The following is a 20,998-nucleotide window of genomic DNA, read 5'->3' as shown; positions in this document are numbered from 1 at the left end:
CCTTCCGGTCAGAGCTTCGAGCACTGCCCCAGTCGCAGGCCCGTGCCCGCATTGCGCAGACCGTTGTCGACCGGCGCCGGCTTGTTGCCCACGCAGGTCAACGCGCCGTTGATGGTGTTGCCGGCGACGACCGTCGAGGACTGGCCGGCGGTCAGCGTGACGAACCCGCGGACGGTCGAATTCTCGATCGCCACCGGACCGGAGCCGGTGGCCGTGACGGCCCCGGTCACGTTGCTGCCGAGCAGCGAGATCGTTCCCGCGCCGGTCGCCGTCAGCGCCGCCTTCAGGGTCGCCCCGGTGGCATACAGCGACGCCCCGTTCCGTACGGCGACCAGGCCCTTGACGCTCGAACCAGGAGCCAGGCAGGTGACGCCGGAGCTGACCGTGAGCGCCCCCGACACCTGGTCCGAGATGGTCGTCGTGCAGGCCGGAGCCGGTCGGCCGAGCAGCTCGATCTCGGCCAGGCCGCCCTCGAGGACGATCGAGTAGTGCTTGTAGCGGCCCGGCGACGCGATCTTGAACGGCCGGGTCTGCTGCCGCCAGTCGAACTTCTGCCCGGAACGCGTGTCGATCGTCGTCCACGTCGTGCCGTCGTACGAGCCGCGCACGGTCCACGACGACGGGTCGGCGCCGGCCGTGGCCCCGGACGTCAGCGTGTAGTACGTGGCCTGCTCGCCGGCGCTCGCGAACTCATAGGTGAAGGGCCCGGTGCCCTGCGTCGTGCTGGTGTCGTCGACCAGCGTGGGCGCCGAGGCGGTGCCCTGGCCGGGCCCGGTCAGGTCGCGCAGCGGGCTGGGAGGCGCGCTGCCCTTGGTGATCGACGGCGGCGGCGAGCCGGCGCCCCACGACGACGGCTCCGGACCCATCTTGAAGTCGAGCACCGCGCCGTCGGCCAGCACCGAGTGCGGGATCGACGTACCGGCCGTCTTGCCGTTGATCTTCAGGTTCTGCACGTAGACGTTGGCGTCCGAGTTGGCCGGGGCGTTGATGACGATCTTCTTGCCGTTCTCCAGGTTGACGGTCGCCTTCTTGAAGAGCGGAGACCCGACCGCGTACGCCGGTGAGCCCATCTGCAGCGGGTAGAAGCCGAGCGCCGAGAACACCTGCCACGCCGACATCTCGCCGTTGTCCTCGTCGCCGGGGTAGCCCTGCCCGATCTCGCTGCCCAGATAGAGCCGGGACAGCGCCTCGCGGGCGAGCTTCTGGGTCTTCGCGGGCTGACCGGCGTAGTCGTACATGTAGATGATGTGGTGCGACGGCTGGTTGCTGTGGCCGTACTGGCCCATCCGGACGTCGCGCGCCTCGAGCATCTCGTGGATCGTTCCCCCGTACGAGCCGGGGAAGGTGGCCGTCTCGGGCGTCGCGAAGAACTCGTCGAGCTTGTCGGCCAGCCCCTTCTTCCCGCCGTACAGGTTGGCCAGCCCCTGCCCGTCCTGCGGCACGTGGAACGCCATGTTCCAGCCGTTCGTCTCGGTGTAGTCGTAGCCCCAGACGCGCGGGTCGTAGTTCTCCGGCGTCTGCCGCCACACCCCGGCCGAGTTCTTGCCCTGGAAGAAGCCGACCGACTTGTCGAACATGCTGACGTAGTTGAGCGCCCGGTTGCGGAAGTACTCGGCCTCCTCGGCGTACCGCTTCTGCCCGGTCTTCTCGGCCAGCGCCGAAGCCATGTTGGCGATGCCGAAGTCGTTGATGTAACCGTCCATGGCCCAGCTCATGGCCTCGCCGGTGACGTCGCTGGGCGTGTAGCCCTTGAAGATCGACGTTGCCAGCCCCTTGCGGCCCACGTTCTGGTTGGGCGGCGTCACCGTGGCGTTCTTCACCGCCGCGGCATAGGCCTCCTCGACGTCAAAACCCTTCACACCCTTGCGGTACGCGTCGGCGAACGCGACATCCGAGCTGGTGCCGACCATCAGGTTCGCGTAGCCCGGCGACGACCAGCGGGAGATCCACCCGCCGTCCCGGTACTGCTGGACGAACCCGTCGACCATCTCGCCCGCCATCTTCGGCGTCAGCAGCGAGTACGCCGGCCAGGTGGTGCGGTACGTGTCCCAGAACCCGTTGTTGACGTACACCTTGCCGTCCTTGACCGGTGCCCCGGTCTCGGTCGGCGTGCTCGCCGGGCTCGTCACCGCCGACTGCACGGTGTGCTTGTAGGCCGGCGCCTCGGCGGTGCCCGTGTTCTCGAAGGCCGAGTTCGGATAGAGGAACAGCCGGTACAGGTTCGAGTAGAGCGTGACGAGCTGGTCCTCGGACGCGCCCTCGACCTCGATCGTCTTCATCTTGGCGTCCCACAGCTTGCGGGCGTTGTCACGCACCGACTCCAGCGTCGCGCCCGCCCCGATCTCCAGGTCCAGGTTGTGCTTGGCCTGGGCCACGCTGATCAGCGAGGTGGCGATCCGCATGTGCACGGTCTTGTCGCCGAAGCTGACATAGCCGGTGGCCGGCCGGTTGCCCGAGGCCAGCGAGCCGCTGCCGGTCACGTCCGAGTCGAACGTGGCGTACACGAACATCCGGGTCCAGCCGGCCGACAGGCCACCGCTGTTGACATCGGACCAGCCGCTGATCGCGTTGTTGGCCGCGTCGATGGTCAGGCCGGCGTTGTTGTTGACGTTGTCCAGGATCAGGTTGCCCGCGTCCTGGGGGAAGGTGAACTTGAACAGCGCCGCGTGATCGGAGGGCGCGAACTCGGTCTTGAGCCCGTTGTCGAAGGTGACGCCGTAGTAGTACGGCTTGGCCACCTCGTTGTCGTGGCTGAACGGCAGCGCCCGGGCGGCGCGGGCCGGGTCGAGCCCGGTCGACGGCATCACCTGGAACGTCTGCCGGTCACCCATCCACGGGCTGGGCTCGTGGCTGGCCGAGAACGCCTGGATCGTCGGCTTGTTGTCGGCGTTGTTCTGCCGCGACCACTGGTAGAGCCAGCTGGTCGAGCCGGCGTCGGTCACCGGCGTCCAGAAGTTGAAGCCGTGCGGCACGGCGGTGGCGGGGAAGTTGTTGCCCCGCGAGAAGTCACCCGACGACTGCGTGCCGCGGCGCGTGTCGGCGTACTCGGAAAGGTGTGCTCTCGGCCCGGCCGGGGTGGCCTGGCCGATCGAGATGTCGTCGAACCAGGTGCGGAAGCTGGTGGGGCCGCTCGGCTTGTCGTAACCGACGAGGATGCGGTCGATGGTCTTGCCCTGGGCGACCTGACCGATCCGGGCCTTCTTGAAGTTCCACTGGCTGGTGTAAAGGGTCTTGCTCTTACCCTGCCCGGTGGGGCTCAGCTCGGCGCCGTGCTGGTCCTTGGCCTTCAGGCCGGACAGATAGGTCCCGTCCGTGAAGGCCAGATCGACCGCGGCATACGTGGCCGGGTTGCTCAGATCGGTCCGGTTGAACTCGGGGAACACCAGGTACGACAACTCGGATTCGCCGGTCACCGCGATGTTCACGTCGAAGACCTTGTTGTACGCGTACGCCCGGCCCTCGGCGGTGTGCCGGCCCGCGATCTGGAACGCTTTGAGGCCCGTGTAGCCCGCGTTCGCCTTGGCCGTCGGAGAACTGGCCGGGCCGTTGCCGATCCGGCTCTGCATCGGCCCGGTCGGCGGCGGCGTGGTGTTGGCGTCAGCCAGCTCCAGGTCGGCGAGCTGGGTCAGATTGCCGCTGCCGTGCGCGCTGATGCTCAGGCGATAGATCTTGAAGCTCGCCGGGCTGCCCACCTCGTACGTCTTGGTCTGGAACCGCTCGGTGAAGGTCTGCCCCTGCCGGGTGTCGACCGTCGTCCAGCTCTGACCGTCGGCCGAGCCCTCGAGCGTCCAGTCCTTCGGATCCCGCTCCGGGGCGTCGTTGGCGCTGGTCAGCGCATACTTGACGACCTCCTTGGGCGCGTCCAGCGTGTACTGGGCCCAGCTCGCCGGGGTGTCGACCAGCCACTTGGTCGCGGCATCGCCGTCATTGAGGTTGCCGCCGCCCTCGTTCCCGTTCGGCTCGGCGTTGACCGCGACCGCGGTGACGTTGCCGCGCAGGCTGCCCGGCATGCCGACGGTCACGCTGCCGTCGACCCCGCTCGCTCGATCCGTCGTGTCGGCCCAGTCGGGCTGCGGCTGCCCCGCCTCGAACGAGGACGCGAACTCCGGCGCCGCCGCGTGTGCCGGCGCCCCCATCAGCATCGTTCCTGCCATGGCCAGGGGCACTGTCGCGACTATCCACCGTGGTCGGCGCATCCGCCCTCCTCCGATCAACTCACGTAACGTGCGCGACACATCGTTACTCGTAAATCAATCGATGGGCAAGAGCGGATCGAACACAATCGCGCAGCGACTGACATCGATGTCAATGCCCCCCTTGTGTCCGGTTCTGCCGGTCGATATGGTCACTTCGGGCGACCGGGTCAGCCGGCCACCATGTTCAATCGTGTTCGATTCATGGGAGAAGCCGACGGACGTCGCCGTGGTCCATTCCTGCCGGCGCGACGGTCGCGGCGGCAGCCCCACCGCTGTTCTCAGCCGATCCGCCGCCCCGGCCGATCTGGCTTCGCTGTGCCGCCTGCCCGCCCGGGTCGGCGCCTCCCACGCCGTGGTCGTTTCCGGCTCGCACGAGGGCCCGGTCGACCTCAGGTTCTTCACCGCCGCCGGCGAGCTGCCGGCTTGCGGCCACGGCACGGTGGCGGCCCTGGCCTACATGGCCGAACGGGCCGGAAAGCGCGACCTGGCCGTGCCGCTCCGCGTCGGCGGCCGGATTCTGAAGGGCTACGTCACCGGCGGCACCATGGCCACCTTCCTGGAGAGCCGAGTCGCCCTGCGTCTGCCGACCGCGCCCGAACTCGCCGAAGTGCTGCCGGTGCTGGGCTTCCCCGGCCCCGGAACAGGATTCCCGGTGGGGGTGCTGGCTGCCTCGACCGGGCGCTGGCGGCTGCTCGTGCCGATCGAGTCGCGGGCCGCGCTCGCCACCCTCGCGCCCGACCCCGACAAACTGCGCGCGGTCTGCGAACGCCTGGACCTGCTCGGCTGTTACGTGCACTCACCCCCGGACGCCCAGGGCCGGCTGGCCGCCCGCATGTTCGCCCCGGCCATCGGAATCCCCGAGGACGTGGCCAACGCCAACAGCACCGCCTGCCTCGCGGCCGCCATGTCCGGCCGCACCATCGCCGTCGACATGGGCGACTCCCTAGGCGCCCCGGCCACCATCCTGGCCTCGGCCCGCCCCGACGGCCTGGTCGAGGTCGGCGGCGAGGCCGTCATCACCAAGACCGTCCACCTGACCTGATCGAGGCAACACGCCCTAAGGCTGCGACTGCGGCAGCTTCGCCAGCCAGCGTTCGACCTCGGCCGGGGAGTGCAGCAGCACTGTTTCCGGGTGGGACGGGCTCGACTGCCACAAGCGCATGCGGCGCTGTTTCCGGCGGAACGACTTCACGTGGAACAGCAGGAGCGACTCGCGGTCGAAGAAGGCTTTTCGCCACGTCTCGTAGTTGCCGTTGCAGGCGGGGGTGCGGCGCACGATGCGGGTGACCGTGCGGCGCAGCAGGCGGCCCGCCGAGCGCCAGCGCGGCATGTCCAGGCCGACGATCAGGTCGGCTCGTTCCAGCGCCAGGTCGTGCCACTGGCCGTACGCCGCGTCGATCACCCACTCGTCCGCGGCCAGCAGATCACGGATGATGGTGCGCTGTTCCGCCTCGGGCACCGGCGCCCAGCCCGGCCGCCACATCAGGTCGTCGATCGAGTGGTAGGGCAGGCCCAGTCGCTCGCCGACCCGGGCGGCCAGCGTCGACTTGCCGGAGCCGGTCACCCCGTAGACCAGGATCCGTCGCATGGAACGTCACGATAGCGGCCCGGCCAGCCCGTCCTCGAACGCGACGATCACCAGCTGCACCCGATCCCGTACGCCCAATTTCGCGATCGCCCGGGTGATGTGGGTCTTGGCCGTCAGCGGGCTGATCACCAGCTCGCGCGCGATCTCTTCGTTGGACAGTCCGGCCGCCACGAGACGTACCACTTCGCGTTCGCGTTCGGTCAGCACGGCCAGCCGGTTCTGCCCGGGTGGCGCGGCCGCCGGCCGGTGCGCGAACTGGCCCACGACCCGCCGGGTGACGCTGGGGGAGAGCAGCGCGTCGCCGGCCGCCACCACCCGCACCGCCTGCCGCAGTCCGTCCGGCCCGATCTCCTTGGTCAGGAATCCGCTCGCCCCGGCGGCGAGCGCCGCGAACACGTACTCGTCCGTCTCGAACGTCGTCAGGATGATCACGCGGGTCGGCACGCCCCGGGACAGGATCTCGCGCGTGGCCGCGATCCCGTCCATCCCGGGCATGCGGATGTCCATCAGGATCACGTCGGGGCGCAGAGCGGACGCCGTACGCACGGCCTCGTCCCCGCTCGACGCCTCGCCGACGACCTGGATCTCCTTGTCGCGCCGGAGCAGACTGCGGAACCCGGCCCGTACGAGGTGCTGGTCGTCGGCGAGAAGCACTGAAATCATCCGCGCCCGCCGAAGGGGATCGTCGCCCGTACGGTGAAACCGCCCGCGGAACGGCCCGCCGTGAGGGCCCCGCCCAGCGCGGCCACCCGCTCGCGCATGCCGGCGATCCCGTTGCCGTCGACCACCACCTCGGGGGCCCGGCCGTCATCCTGCACGTCCACGACGACGCCGGTCGGCGCGTACCGCAGAGTGATCACAACCCGCTGGGCCGACGCGTGCCGCACGGTGTTGGTCAGCGCCTCCTGCACCACGCGGTAGACGGCCGTGGCCACTGCGGCCGGCACGTCGGCCCGCTTCCCGAACTCGTTCAGCGACACCGTCAGCCCGGCCCCGCGCACCTGGTCGGCCAGCCGCTCGAGTGAGTCCAGGCCTTCGACCGGTTCGGCCGGCTGGCCTTCGCGCAACACGTCGACCAGCGACTTCAGATCAGACATGGCCTTCCCCCGTACGTCCTGAGCCAGCCGGAGTGACGAGCGGGCCTCGTCGGGGTCGGTGTCGAAGGCGTCCAGCGCGACGTTGAGGTGGACGCCGACCACGGCCAGGGTGTGTGACACGACGTCGTGCAGGTCGCGGGCGATGCCGACCCGCTCCTCGGCCCGGCGCCGCCGCACGTCGAGCTCGCGCTGCTGCTGTTCCTGTTCGAGCCGCAGGCCCATCTCCTGCTGCCAGCGGCGGGTGCTGAGGAAGGCGTTGGCTGCGGCCAGGGCGGCGGCCAGCCACAGGGCGTCCCCGCCGACGTGGGCGAGCGCCCAGTTGCCGCCGTGGTCCTGGTTGACGAAGCCGTCCCAGCCGATGCCGTAGAGCAGGGTCAGCCCGCCCGCGATCGCCGCGAACCGCAGGCCACCGGCGAGCACGACGGCCACGAACGCGGCGGTGGCCGGCCACACCCAGCCCGATCCGACCAGCCCGGCGCCGCGCATGGCGACAACTGTCAAAAGCGAGAGGACGAGGACCGTACGGGGAAACCGGCTCACGAAGCAGGCGAAAACCGCGAGCCAGGCCGCCGTCGAGACCGTCATGATCGTGTCGACGTTGCCACCGGTGATCGCGAGCCCGGCCGGAACGCCGACGAGGGTCAATGCCGGAGCGAGAAATCTGTTCATGGCCGGGACGCTATGGCCGGCCCCGGCCCCGGCACGTCGTCCCGCCGCGGACACTTCCATCGACGCCTCCCGACTACCGGCTACACCAATGGAAGTATCCCCTTGGGGCCGACAGTTCCGGCGTCGTCGGCGTGACCTAGTCGGTGGCCAGGAGCCGGGCCAGTTCGGTGGGCTTCGTCAGCTGGGGCCAGTGGCCGGAGTCGATGTCGACCAGCTCGATGTGCTTGGCCCGGGCCAGCTCGGGCAGGTCGCCGCCGTCGATCCACTCGCGGGCCTGGGCGGGGCTGTATTCGGGGCAGACCATGACGACGGGGATGTCGTAGCGCCGCTCGTCGGTCAGGTGCACGGTCGCCCTGGCCACGCCCTCGGGCACCGGGACAGCCCGGGCCGAGAACTCGTCGCGGGCCTCGGGGGAGAGGTCGGCCGAGTCGGGTCCCTCGAACTTCTCCCATCCGGGGAACGGCATCACGCCGTTCTCGATCGGGAAGAAGTCGGCGTAGAGCTCGCCGTCCTCGTTGGGGAACCCGCCGATCAGCACCACCTTGGCCACCTTGGCCGGCCGTGCGTCGGCGACCAGCCAGGCCAGGGTGCAGGCGGCCGAATGCCCGACCACCACCGACGCGCCGCTGTCCGCGTCGACCGCGGCCAGGGCCGCGCCGACCTGGTCGTCGAGCGTCGCGCCGCCCAGGTCGACCGCCACCGAGCGGCGGCCCATGCCGGTCAGCTCGGCGACGACCCCGTCCCACGACGAGGCTTCGAGCCACAGGCCACCGAGAAGCACGATCTGTTCGTCAGTCATGCCCACAACTTAGGACCCGTTCCGGACGTTCGGCTTCCGGTAGCGTCCGGGAGGTGGAGACTTCCAGTCCGACCTCCCGCGCCCTGCGCACGCTCGAGATCCTGCAGGCCCGCCCGGGCACGACCGCCGAACAGCTCGCCGGCCAGCTCGGCGTGACCGAACGGGCCGCGCGCCGCTACGTGGGGATCCTCCGCGAGGCGGGCATCACCGTCGAGTCGATCCGGGGCCCGTACGGGGGATATCGCCTGGGCCGCGGCACCCGGCTGCCACCCGTCGTGTTCACCGAGGAGCAGGCCCTCGGACTGGTGATGGCCGTGCTCGACGGGCAGCCGGCCGCGATCGACGCCGACGACCTGGTCGGGGCGGCGCTGAGCAAGGTGATCCGGGCGCTGCCCGAGAGCGTGGGACGGCAGGCGGCGGCGCTGCGGGCGTACGCGTCGGCCGCCCCCGACCGCCGCAGCGCCCGGCCCGACCCGGCCACCACGAGCGCGCTGGTCGCCGCGACCGCCGATCACCGGCGCGTGGCGGTCACGTACGCCAACGAAAGCGGCGACGAGTGGGAGGCCGAGGTCGACCCGTGGGCGGTCGTGGTCCGCTTCGGCCGGTGGTACCTGCTGTGCCATTCGCACCGCGCCGACGCCATCCGCACGTACCGGATCGATCGTGTCCGCGCCGTCCGCCGGCTCCCGCAGCGCTTCACCCCGCCCGCCGACCTCGACCCGGTCGCCGCGCTGGAGCAGAACCTGGCCTCCGGCTGGAAGTATCCGACCCGCGTCGTCTTCCACGCCCCGCACGACCAGGTGGCACCGTGGATCCGGCCGCCCATGGGCCGCCTCGAGCCGGACGGCGACGGGTGCGTGCTGATCGGCAGCACCACCAACACCCGGATGTACGCCCAGGAGTGGCTGCCGCAGGTCCCGTTCCCCTTCACCGTCGAGGAGTGCGCCGAACTGCGCGAGGCCGTGGCCGACGTGGCCGCCCGCCTCACCGCCGCTGTCTCCCCGCCCCGGTAGGGCTAGTTGGCCTCGCGGCGGGCCTTGGCTCGGCGTTTGCCCTCGTGCATGGCCTGCACGCGGGCTACGGGGATTGTGCGGCCCTCCTCGATCAGGCCGGGGTCGAGCGCCTGCGGCTTCGGCATCTCGGACGCCCACGGATCCCGGTCCAGCAGGGCCGGCGCCGTGTGCACGGTGAAGTCGCCGGGCGTCACGTCGTCGAGTTCGTCCCACGACACCGGGAACGACACCGGCACCCCCGGCCGGACCCGCGGGCTGTATGCGGCCACCACCGTCGCGCCGCCCGAGCGGGTCGCGTCGAGGAACACCTTGCCGTGGCGGTCGTCGCGGATGAACGCGGTCGTCGCCAGTTCCGGGTCGAGGCGTTCGGCCCGCGCGGCCACGGCCCGGGTCGCGGCGGCCACCTCTTCGGGGCCGGACTGGCCGTCGAGCGGCACGAACACGTGCACGCCCTTGGCCCCGCTCGTCTTGACCGCGCCCGACATGCCCGCGCCGGCCAGCGCCTCGCGTACGAGCCGGGCGGCTTGCACGGCCAGGTGGAAAGCGCCGCCCTCGGGCGGGTCCAGGTCCATGATCAGGTGGGTGGGCTGGTGGCTGTCGGCGAGCATCAGCGCGGGGTGGTACTCGATGGCGCGCTGGTTGCCGAACCACAGCAGCGTCCGGCGATCATTGCAGAGCCCGTACGTGACCTCGCGGTGTGACGAGTCGGCCCACATCGTCGTACGCGGAACCCAGTCGGGCGTGTATTTGGGCAGGTTCTTCTGCATGAACTTGTCCTGGCCGCGCAGGAGCCGGATCACCGACAGCGGCCGGTCGCGCAGCACCGGCAGGATCCGCTCGCTCACCGCGTCCAGATAGTCGACCAGATCCCGCTTGGTCGCCCCCGCATCCTCGAACAGTTCCTGATCGAGGTTGGTCAGTTTGACCCCGTCACGTTCCTCGGCCTTCTCTGCCATAGGGGCCATCGTGCCGGAATCATCCCGCCTGGGCGACCCACACGGCGGGCAGAACCATCAAGAGCGTGAGGACCACGTACGCCGCCCCGATGCCGAAGCGGCGGCCGTGGGTGGCGATCACGGCGGCGAGGAAGGGCAGCAGGACGGTCAGGGAGGCGGCGACCGAGAGCACCTCGGTCTCGCGTTCGCGGCCGGTCACCCCGTACCCGATGAGAATGGGAACGATGACCGCCCAGCCCGCCGTGATGGCGGTGACGCGCAGGCCGACCCGGGCGTGGCGCTCGTCGTCGGACAGGTCTTTTTCCAGGGCGTACGCCATACGCTCGGTGAAGCTCACGCCGTCGAGCCTAGTGGTGATCAAGGACCCGCGTCTCCACCGCCAGGGGTGAATTGACCCAATGGTGACCCGGTCCCCGGCACGCCGCCGGGCATGCCAGGGACCTTGCCACGCCTCAGCTCTTGACCGAGCCCGCCATCAGACCGCCGATGAACCAGCGGCCCAGGAGCACGTAGACGACCAGCGTCGGCAGCGACGTGATCAGCGCGCCCGCCATTGACGCGGCGTAGTCGGGTGACTGGGCGCCGGCCAGGGCGTTGAGCGCGATCGTGATCGGGCCGTTGCGGGTGTTCGACAGGAAGATGGCGAACAGGTAGTCGTTCCAGGCCGAGGTGAACTGCCAGATGACCGTGACTACGAAGCCGGGGATGGAGATCGGCAGGATGATCCGGGCGAACGTGCGCAGCAGGCCGGCGCCGTCGACCCGCGCGGCCTCGATCAGCTCTTCGGGAACGGTGGTCGCGTAGTAGTTCCGGAAGATCAGCGTGCAGATCGGGATGCCGTAGACGCAGTGCACGAACACCAGCGTGGTGATGCCGGGCGGGATGCCCAGGGTGGTGACGATCTCGCGGAGCGGGATCATGACGGCCTGGTACGGGATGAACATGCCGAACAGGATCATCGTGAACACCACGTCGGCGCCGGGGAAGCGCCAGCGGGAGAGCACGAAGCCGTTGGCCGCCCCGATCAGCGACGAGATGATCGCGACCGGGATGGCGAGCTCGAACGTGCGGAAGAAGGCGGGCCGCAGCGCGGTCCAGGCCTTGTCCCACGATGCCAGGGTCCAGGTCTCGGGCAGGCTCCACTGGCTGGCCACGCCGATGTCCGAGCCCGACTTGAAGCTGGTCACGATCAGCACGTACATGGGCATCAGCACGATGATCAGGAAGATCAGCGCGAGGGCGTACTTGATGATCGCGCCCGGCCCGCCGCGGGGCTTGGGCTTCGACTTCGGCGCCAGAGTCTCGATGCTCGCCGGCGGCGGAGCCGCAACAGAAGTAGACGTCACGCGTTCTTCTCCTGCCGATTCGTGTAGATCAAATAGGGCACGATGACGACGGCCACGAGCAGCAGCAGGATAATCGAGATGGCCGCGGCCTTGGCGTAGTCGCTGGTCAGCAGCGTCTGCCAGACGTAGATCGCGGGGACCTCGGTGAGCCACTGCGGACCCGAGACGCTCATGATCAGGTCGAACATCTTCATCGACATGTGGCCGAGGATGATCAGGGCGGACAGCGCGACCGGCGTCAGCTGCGGGAAGATCACGTTGCGGTACAGCCGGTAGGTGCTCGCGCCGTCCATGGCCGCGGCCTCACGCAGCTCCTGCGGGATGCCCCGGAAGCCGGCCAGGAACAGCGCCATCACGTAACCCGAGAGCTGCCAGATGGCCGGGATCGCCATCGCCGCCATGCCCCAGTCCGGGTTGGTCCACCAGGTGTTCTGCGCGAAATCGAGACCCAGCCCGCCCAGTACGGAGTTGAGGCCGCCCGCGCTGTCGCCCTTGTTCGGGTTCATCAGCCAGCGCCACACCACACCGGAGGCGACGAACGACACCGCCATCGGGAACAGGTAGATCGTACGGAAGAAGCCTTCGGCCTTGATGCCGCGTTCCAGGATGAAGGCCCAGAGCAGGCCGAAGAACATGGCCCCGACCAGGAACACGACCGTGAAGACCAGCAGGTTCTTCAGCGAGTGGGTGAACCGGTCGTTGATGTCGTTGGTGAACAGTTTGGTGTAGTTGTCGAGACCGACGAAGCCCTTCGACCCCAGAGCGTTGTGCTCGTCGGACACCGAGACCTTGGTCGTCCAGGCGATGAGGCCGTAGACGAAGACGGCGAGCAGAATCAGCGAGGGGGAGAGCAGCAGCAGGCCCGGTCCCCAGTGCCGGAGTCGGCGCATCAGGGCTCCTCTATATCAAATGCGTTGATGGGGGCGGCCACGTGCCCGCCCCCATCAACGCCGGCGCTTACTTCTTGACGAACTCGGACGCGGCGGTGGCCATGGCCTTCTGCAGCCCGGCGACGTCCTGGTTGGTGGAGAACTTGCCGAGGGCCGAGTTGGCGGCGCCCTGCCAGCCCTGCGAGCAGGCCGAGCCGTGGGCGCAGGACGGCACCTGCTTGGCCGACTTCCAGTCAGCCATCGCGGCCTGCTGGTACTTCGGGTAGTCGCCCGGCGTGGCGTCCGTACGGGCCGGGATCGAGCCCTTGGTGGTGTTGAAGGCCTTCTGGCCGGCGGCCGAGCCGACCGTCTTCAGCCAGCACTTGGTGCCCTCGGGGTTCTTGGCCCCCTTCGGCAGCACGAACGAGTCGGCCAGCCACTGGAACGTCTCGCCGTTGCCCGGGAACGTGAACCAGCCGTAGTCGGTGAACTTCTTGGCGTCCAGGTCGGCCGCCTCCCAGTCACCCATCAGCTGGTAGGCCGCCTTGCCGTCCATGACGAGCTTCTCGGCGTCGGTCCAGTCGAGCGCGTCACGGTCCTTGTTGGTGTACGTGAGCAGCTGCTTGAAGTCGTTGATGGCCTTGGTGACCGTCGGGTCGTTCCAGTCGGTCGTGCCGGTCCACAGGCCGGTGAACTTGTCCGGGCCCAGGTCGGTGATCAGAACCGACTCGAACAGCATGAGCTGGGTCCAGTCCTTGCCGACCGCCAGCGGGGCCTGGATGCCCTTGGCCTTGACCTTGTCGAGGTCGGCGATGAAGCCGGCCAGGTCGGTCGGGTCCTTGGTGATGCCGGCCGAGGCCAGGACCTTCTTGTTGGTCCACACCACGTTGGCCCGGTGGATGTTCGCCGGCACCGAGTAGATCTTGCCCTCGACCGTCAGGTTGTCGATCAGACCCTGCGGGAAGGCCTGCTTGAGGCCCCAGCTGTCGTAGTCGCCGCTGAGGTCCTCGATCTGCCCGGCGTTGATGTAGTCCAGAAGCTCCGCGCCGGCGTGCGCCTGGAACGTGTCCGGCGGGTCGCTCTGCTGCAGACGCGACGCGAGCACCGACTTCGCGTTCGCACCGGCGCCACCGGCCACCGCGCCGTTCTCGAAGGTCTGCCCGGCGCAGTCGGTGCCGAACTGCTTGACCAGCCCGTCGAGGCCGGCCTTCTCGCCGCCGTCGGCCCACCAGGTGAAGACCTCCACCTTGGTCGAACCCGAGCCGCCGCCGCTGCTGTCGTCACTGGACCCACAGGCCGTGGCGGTCAAGAGCGCGGCGACACCGACAGCCGCAACCGCAGCCCGTCGAGTGAAGCGCATAGTTATCTCCCATCGAAGTATTGACATCGTTGTCACGCGATTGGGGAGTACCGTGCCGTCTCAACCGAACATGTGTCAACGCCTGTTTCCGTGTCGTTACGTGCGCCCCGTGTCGTTACCTGAGCGGAAAATCGTTGACCTGCACGTTCATCGGCGAACGTCATTGCTTCGGCCATCTTCGAAGTGACGTGGTCGACCTGGGTGGTGGGCAAACCGGTCACCTCCCGTACGTCGCAAGTCGATCGCTCTGTCGCTTGTGTTCGGTTGTGATGGGTTGCGCTGCCGTCGCTGTGCGCTACCGCCGGTCGGCCGGCTCGCATGGGGGCGCCGTCCAGGCCGGCCCGCCCGGTGCTGTCAGGGTGGGCTTTCCGCTGGGCCTGTGCTGCGCGCGCTCCCGGCGTGGGCGCTGTCCGGCCCGGCTCTCCGGTGTGGTGCTGTTCAGTTCTCAGCGCGGGGGTCGTTCTCCCGAACCGCGGGCAATGATAGAGGTAGATATCACGATGGTCCGGGCCGGGCCGGAATGTCCGCTGATCCGCTCGTACGCGAGCCGCGCCGCCTCCCGGCCGAGCGCGGTCATGTCATGCGCGACAACGGTCGTGCCGAGCACGTCGGCCAGGTCGAAGTCGTCGAAGCCGACCAGCGCCGGCGGCTCGCCCGGACCGCGCATGCCCCGCAACGCGCCGGTCGTCAGCCGGTTGTTGGTCGTGAAGATCGCGGACGGCGCCGGGTCGAGCGCCAGCAACTCGCGCACAGTGCGCTCGGCATGGCGTACGTCGTGCACGTCGGTCCGCAAATAGGGCTCCCACGCCCGGTTGCCGGCGGCGCGCATCGCTCCCACGAATCCGTCGATCCGGGCCCGCTGCGGCGCCATCCGGGCCAGGTCGGCCACGATCGCGATCCGCTTGTGCCCGGCCGCCAGCAGATGCTCACCGGCCGAACGCGCCCCGCCCGCATTGTCGATCAGCACGGCATCGGCGGACAGCCCGTCTGGCGGCCGGTCGAGAAACACGAAAGGCACGCCACGGTTGCCCTCGATGGCCAGATACTCGTGGTCGTCGGCGCTGGGAATGACGAGCAGGGCCCGTACGCGTCGCTCCAGGAACGCGTCGACCAGGCTGCGCTCCAGCATCGCGTCCTCGTCGTTGTTCGCGGTGATCAGCAAAAGCCCGTGCTGCCGCAGCTCCCGCTCGATGCCACTGGCCACAGCCGAATAGAACGGATTGGTCAGATCCCCGCTGACCAGCCCGACCAGAGCCGACGTAGCCCCGCGCCGCAACTCCCGCGCGATCCCGTTGAGCCGATAGCCGAGCAGATCGGCCGCATCGCGCACCCGCCGCCCGGTCGAGGGAGCCACATTGGGCTCCTGATTGAGGGCGCGGGAGGCGGTCTTGAGGCTGACCCCCGCCAGCGCGGCGACCTGGGTCAACGTAGGCCGGCGAACGGTCACATCGTCGGCGGGCATAACGCTCCGAGCACTCTCAGCAACGGGACGCCCCAGTATGCCATCGATGTCGATCCCCCTGGACAGGGCGGCATCGACCGTGGGACGGAGCGGCCGTGCCCCGGTCGCCCGGGGGACAGGGATTGAGCCGGGGCGGGGCACGGCCGCGGGCCCGCCTCCCCGTGTGTGTCGGAGAGCCGGAGACGGGCGTCCGTGAAACCAGCGAACCACCGCGGCCTAGGTTGGAGCTGTCAGCTGCTTGTGTGCGGCGTGAGTTCGGGGTGGGCGATGTCGACGGTGGCGCTTGTCAGTGCCGGGTTCATGGGGTCGGGCCTGGGCCGGGCCCTGATCGAGGGGGGCGCGCGGGTCGTCACCACGCTCGACGGTCGTTCGGCTCGCACGGCGCGGCTGGCGGCGGAGGCCGGGATCGAGGTGCTGCCGACGCTCACCGAAGTTGTGGCGGCGGCCGATGTGGTGCTTTCGGTGACCCCGCCGGGCGCCGCGGTGGAGACGGCCCGGGCCATCGCGGCCGCCGCGCGTGAAGCAGGACGCCGGGCCGGGCGCGAGCTTGTTGTGGCCGACCTCAATGCGGTGTCGCCGGGAACCATGGAAGTCGTCGCGGAGGAGCTTGCGGGGCTGGTTGTGGTGGACGGGTCCATCTCGGGTCCGCCGCCTACCGTCCGGCCGGGGGCACGGCTCTATCTGTCGGGAGACTCGGCCGGCGTCGTGGCGGGGCTGCCCTGGAACGGGATGGTCGAGGCCGTTGTGCTCGGCGACCGGGTGGGGGCGGCCAGTGCGCTCAAGATGTGTACGGGCAGCGTCTACAAGGGGATGAACGCGCTTCTCACGCAAGCCATGCGCACGGCGGGGGAGCACGGGGTGCTCGATGCCGTGCTGGCTGATCTGGAGCGGAACGGGCTGGCCGACAACGCGGCCGTGGCGCAGTCGGCGACCAAGGCTCATCGGTACGTCGACGAGATGCGCGAAGTGGCCGCCACTCAGGAGGCGGCCGGACTCAGCCCGGATCTGTTCGGCGCGGTGGCGGAGGTTTATGCCGGCATTGCCCGTACGAGATTGGCCGCGGGCGATCCGGAGGAGAAGCGGGACCTGTCGGCGGCCGAGATCGTCGCGCGGCTGCGGAGCTGAGGTCAGGCCAGGCGGGGCAGATAGGCATCCCACACCTTCTTGGGGACGACCATGCGCCACGCGTCGAGGACCAGCTCGGTCATCTGGTCGTCGTCGAGCTGGGCCAGCCGGGCCTGCACCCAGTTGAACCGCATGTCGGACTCGCGCGGGAGCTGATAGGTCGCGGGGTCGGAGGCGACGAGATCGGCCCTCTCTTCCTTGGGGAACGCGAAGCCCATGATCGTCTCGTCGCGCGAGAACGCCAGGTAGACGATCTTGCCGACGCGGAATTTCACACGGTCGCTGATCAGGTGTTCTGAGCTGCGCGGAAGGTCGCTGACGACCCGCCGCACGTCATCGACGGTGACCATGCGAGGACCCTACGGCGGGGGTACGACAGAAAACCGCGGTCAAGAACGACGAGGCTTCGGTACGGGGATGTTCGTCGTGGTCTCCTCGGGCAGAACCGTGCTGTTGGGCACCTTCGCGCGGAACACCCGGTCGGGCGGCAGCCGATAGGTGGCGGCCCGCACGAGCTCGTCGGGCACGGTGTGCTTGCCACCCGAGTCGGCTTCCGGGGCGGCGGGCGCGGCACTGTCGGTCGCCTGGGCCGGGCGCCCGGACTTGGAGCCACCGACCGGCCGGGCCCGGCGCCCGAGCCCGACAGTGGGTTCTTCGGCCGCCCGGGCGGGGCGTCCGAGTTCGGTCTCGCCGGCCGCCTGAGCGGGCCGCCCATCAGCCGTCCGGGCCGGGCGCCCGAGTTCGGCGCCGTCGGTCGGCCGGGCGGGCCGCCCAAGTTCGGAACTGTCGGTCGGCCGGGCGGGCCGCCCAAGTTCGGAACCATCGGCCCGGCATGCGGGCCGACCGAGTTGAGGGCCCTGGGGGGTCCGTGGATCCGGAAACTGCTGATAGTTCACGCCGCCGACCGCGGGCGGCTCGATCACCGTGTTGGGCGGGGGCGGCGGTGGCACGGGGAAGCCCAGCACCGGGCGGGCCGGGTCCGAAGCCTGGTGCCGGCGCGGGCCCGGGACCGGAAAGCTCGTAGCGGCGGAGGTGGGAAAGGCCAACTCGGCCGAGTCACGAGCAGCCGCCGCGACACCCTGGTGCCGGACAGCGCGACCAGGATCCCCGACCGGCTCAGCAAGAGCGGAGGCCGAGGCGGAGGCGGCAGCGAGAGCCGAGCCCGGGGCAAGAGCCGAGCCGGCAGAGGCAGCCGAGCCCGGAGCCGAGCGGCCAGCGCCAGCCGAGCCCGGAGCCGAGCGGCCAGCGGCAGCCGAGCGGGCAGCGCCGGCCGAGCCCGGAGCTGAGCCGGCCGCGGCAGCCGAGCCGGCAGCCGCGGGGGCGGAGGCCGCAGCGGGAGCAGGCTCGGAGGACGGAGCAGGAGACGGTGAGCCCTTGGGCACGACCGAGCGCACGGCCAGGCTGAAGACCCGGTCGGAGGCCGTCTCGTACCCGTCGCGGAACGCCTCCTCGCGGTCCTGTTTGAGCTGGCGGCGCTGATGTATGCGGCCGGCGGCGTATCCACTACAGGCGACGAACAGGGCCAGGAGGATGAAAATGAGCACGAGGTCGCCGGGCGCGGTCATGGCTCAATTGTTTCGTCTTCAATCGACTGGGAGCTATGGCCCGTTTGACGTACCCCGATCGTATTAAGCGGAACGCTCCGGTTCCAGTGCCGCCACGCAGGCCCGCACCTCCTCGACAAAGAGTTCCGGCTGCTCGAAGGCCGCGAAGTGCCCGCCCCGGGCCGGTTCGTTCCAGTATCGGATGTCGGTGAAGCGGCGTTCGGCCCAGCGCCGTGACGGGCGCGGGTTCTCGCGGGGGAAGATCGAGCAGCCGACCGGCACCGGCACGACCGGCGCGCCGGAGCCGTCGCCGCGGAAGATCGCTTGGATCTCGGGGAAGCTCTCCCAGTACATCCGCGCGGCCGAGGCGCCCGCGCCGGGCAGCCAATACATCATCAGGTTGTCGAGCAGCTGGTCGCGGGTGAGCACGTCGCCGTCGGTCCAGGCGTGGAACTTCTCGACGATCCAGGCGCACAGCGCGGCGGGCGAGTCGACCAGCCCGTAGCCGATGGTCTGCGGCCGCGTGGACTGCACGGACGAATAGCCGTCGCCCTCGGCGGCCGCCGCGAGATCGTCCAGGGCGGCCTGCTCGGGCGGGGTGAGCGAGCCGAACGTCGACGGGTCGGGGGCGACCAGCGGGGGCACCAGATGCAGGCCGATGATCCGCGACGGGTGGCGCAGGCCCAGCTGGGTGCTGATGCTCGTGCCCCAGTCGTGGGGCCGTTCTATCAGGCCCCACCGACAATTTTGCCCGACGCGACGGCCTCCTGGAGCCCCCGCGCGGCCAGCCGGTCGGCCCGCTCGTTCTCCGGGTGGCCGGCGTGTCCCTTCACCCAATGCCACTGCACATCATGACGCCGTACGGCCGCGTCCAGGCGCCGCCACAGGTCGACGTTCTTGACCGGCTGCTTGGCCGATGTCTGCCACCCGTTGGCCGACCAGCGCGGCAGCCACTTGGTGATCCCGTCGCGCACATAGATGCTGTCCGTGTAGAGCTTGACCGTCAGCGGCTCCCGGTTGAGCGTCTCCAGCGCCCGGATCGGGGCCATCAGCTCCATCCGGTTGTTCGTCGTCGACTCCGCGGTGCCGCCGCACAGGTCCTTCTCCTTCGCGCCGTATCGCAGCACAGCGCCCCAGCCGCCGGGGCCGGGGTTGGGGACGCACGCCCCGTCGGTGTAGATCTCCACCACGGTCATGTGAGCACCCTAACGGGGCCACCCCGCCCACAGCCGTACGGGAAAGCACGGCACGTAAAGTGGTTGACCGTGACGGACGAGGCGGTCGAGGTACGCGACATCGTGGTGCGCTACGGCGACACGACCGCGGTCGACGGTGTCTCGCTGACCGTCCCGCGCGGCCGGGTGCTGTCGCTGCTGGGGCACAACGGCGCCGGCAAGACGAGCCTGCTGCAGGTCTGTGAGGGCTTCCGCCGGCCCGACGGCGGCACCGCCTCGGTGCTGGGCCTCGACCCGATCGACGACCACGACGCGCTGATGCCCCGGCTCGGCATCATGCTGCAGTCGGGCGGCGTCTATCCGTGGGCCACGGCCGGTGAGATTCTGCGCCTGTTCGCCTCGTTCGCGGCCACCCCGCTCGACGTCGACATGCTGCTCGACCGTCTGGGCCTGCGCAAATTCGAGCGTACGAGGTGGCGCCGCCTCTCCGGGGGTGAGCAGCAGCGCCTGTCGCTGGCCATCGCGCTGGTCGGCCGGCCCGAGCTGGTCTTCCTCGACGAGCCCACCGCGGGCATGGACACCGAGGCCCGCCACACCACCTGGCAGCTGATCGAGGAACTGCGCGCCGACGGGGTGTCGGTGCTGCTCACGACCCATCTGCTGGACGAGGCCGAGCGCCTGGCCGACGAGGTGGTCATCATGCGCGCGGGCGTGGTCGCCGCGACCGGATCACCGGCCGAGCTGACCGCGGCCGCCGGCATCGACCTGCTCGAGGTGCGGGCCGACGCGGGCCTGCGGTTCGACGGCCGGCTCGGCGAGCTCAAGATCACCGAGAGCGGCCCGGGGGAGTACGCGATCACCGGCGCCCTCGACGCGGCCGCCATCGCCGACGTGCTCGGCTGGTTCGCCGGGGCGGGCGCCCAGGTCACCGCCGTGAACACCCGCCGGCGCACCCTCGAAGACGTCTATCTGGCACTGACCCAGGGGGAGAAGGTCCACCGATGAGCGGCACCTTCGCCCCGGCCCCGGGCCGGGCCCCCGTTCGCAGCGTGGTGGCCAGCCAGATCCGGATGGAACTGACTCTGACCGCGCGCCGCGGCGAGGCCGTCGTGCTGGCCCTGGCCGTACCGCTGCTGGTGTTGCTCGGCGCCGGTCTGACCGAGGTCACCAACGTGCCCGGGGACGACCGGCTGGCCTTCGTGGTGCCCGGCGTGCTCGCGCTGACCGTGCTGTCGACCGCGTTCACCGGCCAGGCGATCACCACGGGTTACGAACGCAGCTACGGCGTGCTCAAGCGGCTGGGCGCGTCCCCGCTGAGCCGTCCCGGGCTGCTGTTCGCCAAAACGGCGGCGGTGCTCAGTCTGATCGTCGTGCAGCTGATCGTGCTGGCCGCCGTCGGGGTCGCGGTCGGCTGGCGGCCCCATTTCGAGGCGCTGCTGCCCGCGCTCGGGGTCACCGTGCTCGCCACGGCGGCGTACAGCGGCCTGGCTCTTCTGATGGCCAGCCTGCTGCGGCCGGAGGCCACCACGGGCGCGGCCACGCTGATCTACGTGCTGATGCTGGCGGCCGGCGGCATCATGTTCGCCGCCCCCGACCTGGGAACGGCCGGCTGGTTCCTGCTGCCGCTGGCCGCGCACGCCGAGGCTCTGCGGGCCACCCTGTCGCACGGGCAGAGCGTGCCGCTCGCCATCTGGCTGAGCCTGGGCGCGTGGGCCGTGGTCTTCGTGACCGCGGCGGCCAAAAAGTTCCGCTGGGAATAGGTGTCAACCGATCGGTGGACACCGGCTGACGTTCATCCG

The 20,998-nt window shown here is 70.0% G+C and carries 20 protein-coding genes; 5 read left to right on the top strand and 15 right to left on the bottom strand.

Annotation, left to right across the window (positions count from 1 at the left end; genetic code table 11):
- Positions 1-8 precede the first annotated feature (8 nt).
- On the bottom strand, positions 9-4,196 hold the full coding sequence (locus ACZ3I4_RS33105) for a GH92 family glycosyl hydrolase (RefSeq protein ID WP_465385991.1): 4,188 nt from the start codon (positions 4,194-4,196) through the stop codon (positions 9-11).
- A 190-nt stretch (positions 4,197-4,386) separates the two neighbouring features.
- Between ACZ3I4_RS33105 and ACZ3I4_RS33100 the strand changes: the two genes are divergently transcribed.
- A complete protein-coding gene (locus tag ACZ3I4_RS33100; protein ID WP_465385990.1) occupies positions 4,387-5,238 on the top strand; it encodes a PhzF family phenazine biosynthesis protein in 852 nt (283 codons plus the stop codon).
- 15 nt (positions 5,239-5,253) lie between these two features.
- Here the strand turns inward: ACZ3I4_RS33100 and ACZ3I4_RS33095 are convergent, their stop codons facing one another.
- The 4 genes from ACZ3I4_RS33095 to ACZ3I4_RS33080 form a co-directional block, all read right to left on the bottom strand.
- Positions 5,254-5,784, bottom strand: coding sequence for a P-loop NTPase family protein (locus tag ACZ3I4_RS33095; RefSeq protein WP_465385989.1), 531 nt, complete (start codon positions 5,782-5,784; stop codon positions 5,254-5,256).
- 6 nt (positions 5,785-5,790) lie between these two features.
- On the bottom strand, positions 5,791-6,447 hold the full coding sequence (locus tag ACZ3I4_RS33090; protein ID WP_465385988.1) for a response regulator: 657 nt from the start codon (positions 6,445-6,447) through the stop codon (positions 5,791-5,793).
- A complete protein-coding gene (locus tag ACZ3I4_RS33085) occupies positions 6,444-7,550 on the bottom strand; it encodes a sensor histidine kinase (RefSeq protein ID WP_465385987.1) in 1,107 nt (368 codons plus the stop codon). Before ACZ3I4_RS33085 ends, ACZ3I4_RS33090 begins: the two co-directional genes overlap by 4 nt.
- 136 nt (positions 7,551-7,686) lie before the next feature.
- Positions 7,687-8,349 (bottom strand): alpha/beta fold hydrolase, encoded by a 663-nt coding sequence (locus tag ACZ3I4_RS33080; protein WP_465385986.1) that lies wholly within the window; start codon positions 8,347-8,349, stop codon positions 7,687-7,689.
- 53 nt (positions 8,350-8,402) lie between these two features.
- Between ACZ3I4_RS33080 and ACZ3I4_RS33075 the strand changes: the two genes are divergently transcribed.
- Positions 8,403-9,362, top strand: coding sequence for a helix-turn-helix transcriptional regulator (locus tag ACZ3I4_RS33075; RefSeq protein WP_465385985.1), 960 nt, complete (start codon positions 8,403-8,405; stop codon positions 9,360-9,362).
- Positions 9,363-9,364: 2 nt separating this feature from the next.
- Here ACZ3I4_RS33075 and ligD read toward each other — a convergent pair whose 3' ends face one another.
- The 6 genes from ligD to ACZ3I4_RS33045 all read right to left on the bottom strand — a co-directional run bounded on the left by ligD (position 9,365) and on the right by ACZ3I4_RS33045 (position 15,355).
- On the bottom strand, positions 9,365-10,318 hold the full coding sequence (gene ligD / locus ACZ3I4_RS33070) for a non-homologous end-joining DNA ligase (RefSeq protein ID WP_465385984.1): 954 nt from the start codon (positions 10,316-10,318) through the stop codon (positions 9,365-9,367).
- A 19-nt stretch (positions 10,319-10,337) separates the two neighbouring features.
- The gene (locus ACZ3I4_RS33065) at positions 10,338-10,655 is read right to left on the bottom strand and encodes a hypothetical protein (protein WP_465385983.1); all 318 of its coding nucleotides are present in this window, start codon (positions 10,653-10,655) and stop codon (positions 10,338-10,340) included.
- A 115-nt stretch (positions 10,656-10,770) separates the two neighbouring features.
- Entirely contained in the window at positions 10,771-11,526 is a 756-nt protein-coding gene (locus ACZ3I4_RS33060) for a carbohydrate ABC transporter permease (protein ID WP_465386138.1), read from the bottom strand.
- Between the two features lie 134 nt (positions 11,527-11,660).
- Positions 11,661-12,554, bottom strand: a complete 894-nt coding sequence (locus ACZ3I4_RS33055) for a carbohydrate ABC transporter permease (RefSeq protein WP_465385982.1) — start codon at positions 12,552-12,554, stop codon at positions 11,661-11,663.
- A 67-nt stretch (positions 12,555-12,621) separates the two neighbouring features.
- A complete protein-coding gene (locus ACZ3I4_RS33050; RefSeq protein ID WP_465385981.1) occupies positions 12,622-13,893 on the bottom strand; it encodes an ABC transporter substrate-binding protein in 1,272 nt (423 codons plus the stop codon).
- A gap of 445 nt (positions 13,894-14,338) precedes the next feature.
- Complete coding sequence (locus tag ACZ3I4_RS33045; RefSeq protein WP_465385980.1) at positions 14,339-15,355, bottom strand: LacI family DNA-binding transcriptional regulator; 1,017 nt, start codon at positions 15,353-15,355, stop codon at positions 14,339-14,341.
- A 267-nt stretch (positions 15,356-15,622) separates the two neighbouring features.
- On the opposite strand from ACZ3I4_RS33045, the gene ACZ3I4_RS33040 reads away from it, so the two are divergent.
- Positions 15,623-16,480 (top strand): NAD(P)-dependent oxidoreductase, encoded by an 858-nt coding sequence (locus tag ACZ3I4_RS33040; protein WP_465385979.1) that lies wholly within the window; start codon positions 15,623-15,625, stop codon positions 16,478-16,480.
- 2 nt (positions 16,481-16,482) lie between these two features.
- Here the strand turns inward: ACZ3I4_RS33040 and ACZ3I4_RS33035 are convergent, their stop codons facing one another.
- The 4 genes from ACZ3I4_RS33035 to rnhA all read right to left on the bottom strand — a co-directional run bounded on the left by ACZ3I4_RS33035 (position 16,483) and on the right by rnhA (position 19,220).
- Entirely contained in the window at positions 16,483-16,830 is a 348-nt protein-coding gene (locus ACZ3I4_RS33035; protein ID WP_465385978.1) for an MmcQ/YjbR family DNA-binding protein, read from the bottom strand.
- A gap of 39 nt (positions 16,831-16,869) precedes the next feature.
- On the bottom strand, positions 16,870-18,045 hold the full coding sequence (locus tag ACZ3I4_RS33030; RefSeq protein ID WP_465385977.1) for a hypothetical protein: 1,176 nt from the start codon (positions 18,043-18,045) through the stop codon (positions 16,870-16,872).
- A 63-nt stretch (positions 18,046-18,108) separates the two neighbouring features.
- Complete coding sequence (locus ACZ3I4_RS33025; protein WP_465385976.1) at positions 18,109-18,669, bottom strand: hypothetical protein; 561 nt, start codon at positions 18,667-18,669, stop codon at positions 18,109-18,111.
- A gap of 83 nt (positions 18,670-18,752) precedes the next feature.
- Positions 18,753-19,220 carry a ribonuclease HI gene (gene rnhA / locus ACZ3I4_RS33020; protein ID WP_465385975.1) on the bottom strand — a complete coding sequence of 156 codons (468 nt, stop codon included), beginning with the start codon at positions 19,218-19,220 and terminating at the stop codon, positions 18,753-18,755.
- A 69-nt stretch (positions 19,221-19,289) separates the two neighbouring features.
- On the opposite strand from rnhA, the gene ACZ3I4_RS33015 reads away from it, so the two are divergent.
- A complete protein-coding gene (locus tag ACZ3I4_RS33015; protein WP_465385974.1) occupies positions 19,290-20,204 on the top strand; it encodes an ABC transporter ATP-binding protein in 915 nt (304 codons plus the stop codon).
- On the top strand, positions 20,201-20,959 hold the full coding sequence (locus ACZ3I4_RS33010; protein ID WP_465385973.1) for an ABC transporter permease: 759 nt from the start codon (positions 20,201-20,203) through the stop codon (positions 20,957-20,959). Before ACZ3I4_RS33015 ends, ACZ3I4_RS33010 begins: the two co-directional genes overlap by 4 nt.
- Positions 20,960-20,998 lie beyond the last annotated feature (39 nt).

The organism is Actinoplanes sp. NPDC021490 (assembly GCF_055562135.1).
This window is presented reverse-complemented; position numbering and strand designations above follow the sequence as displayed.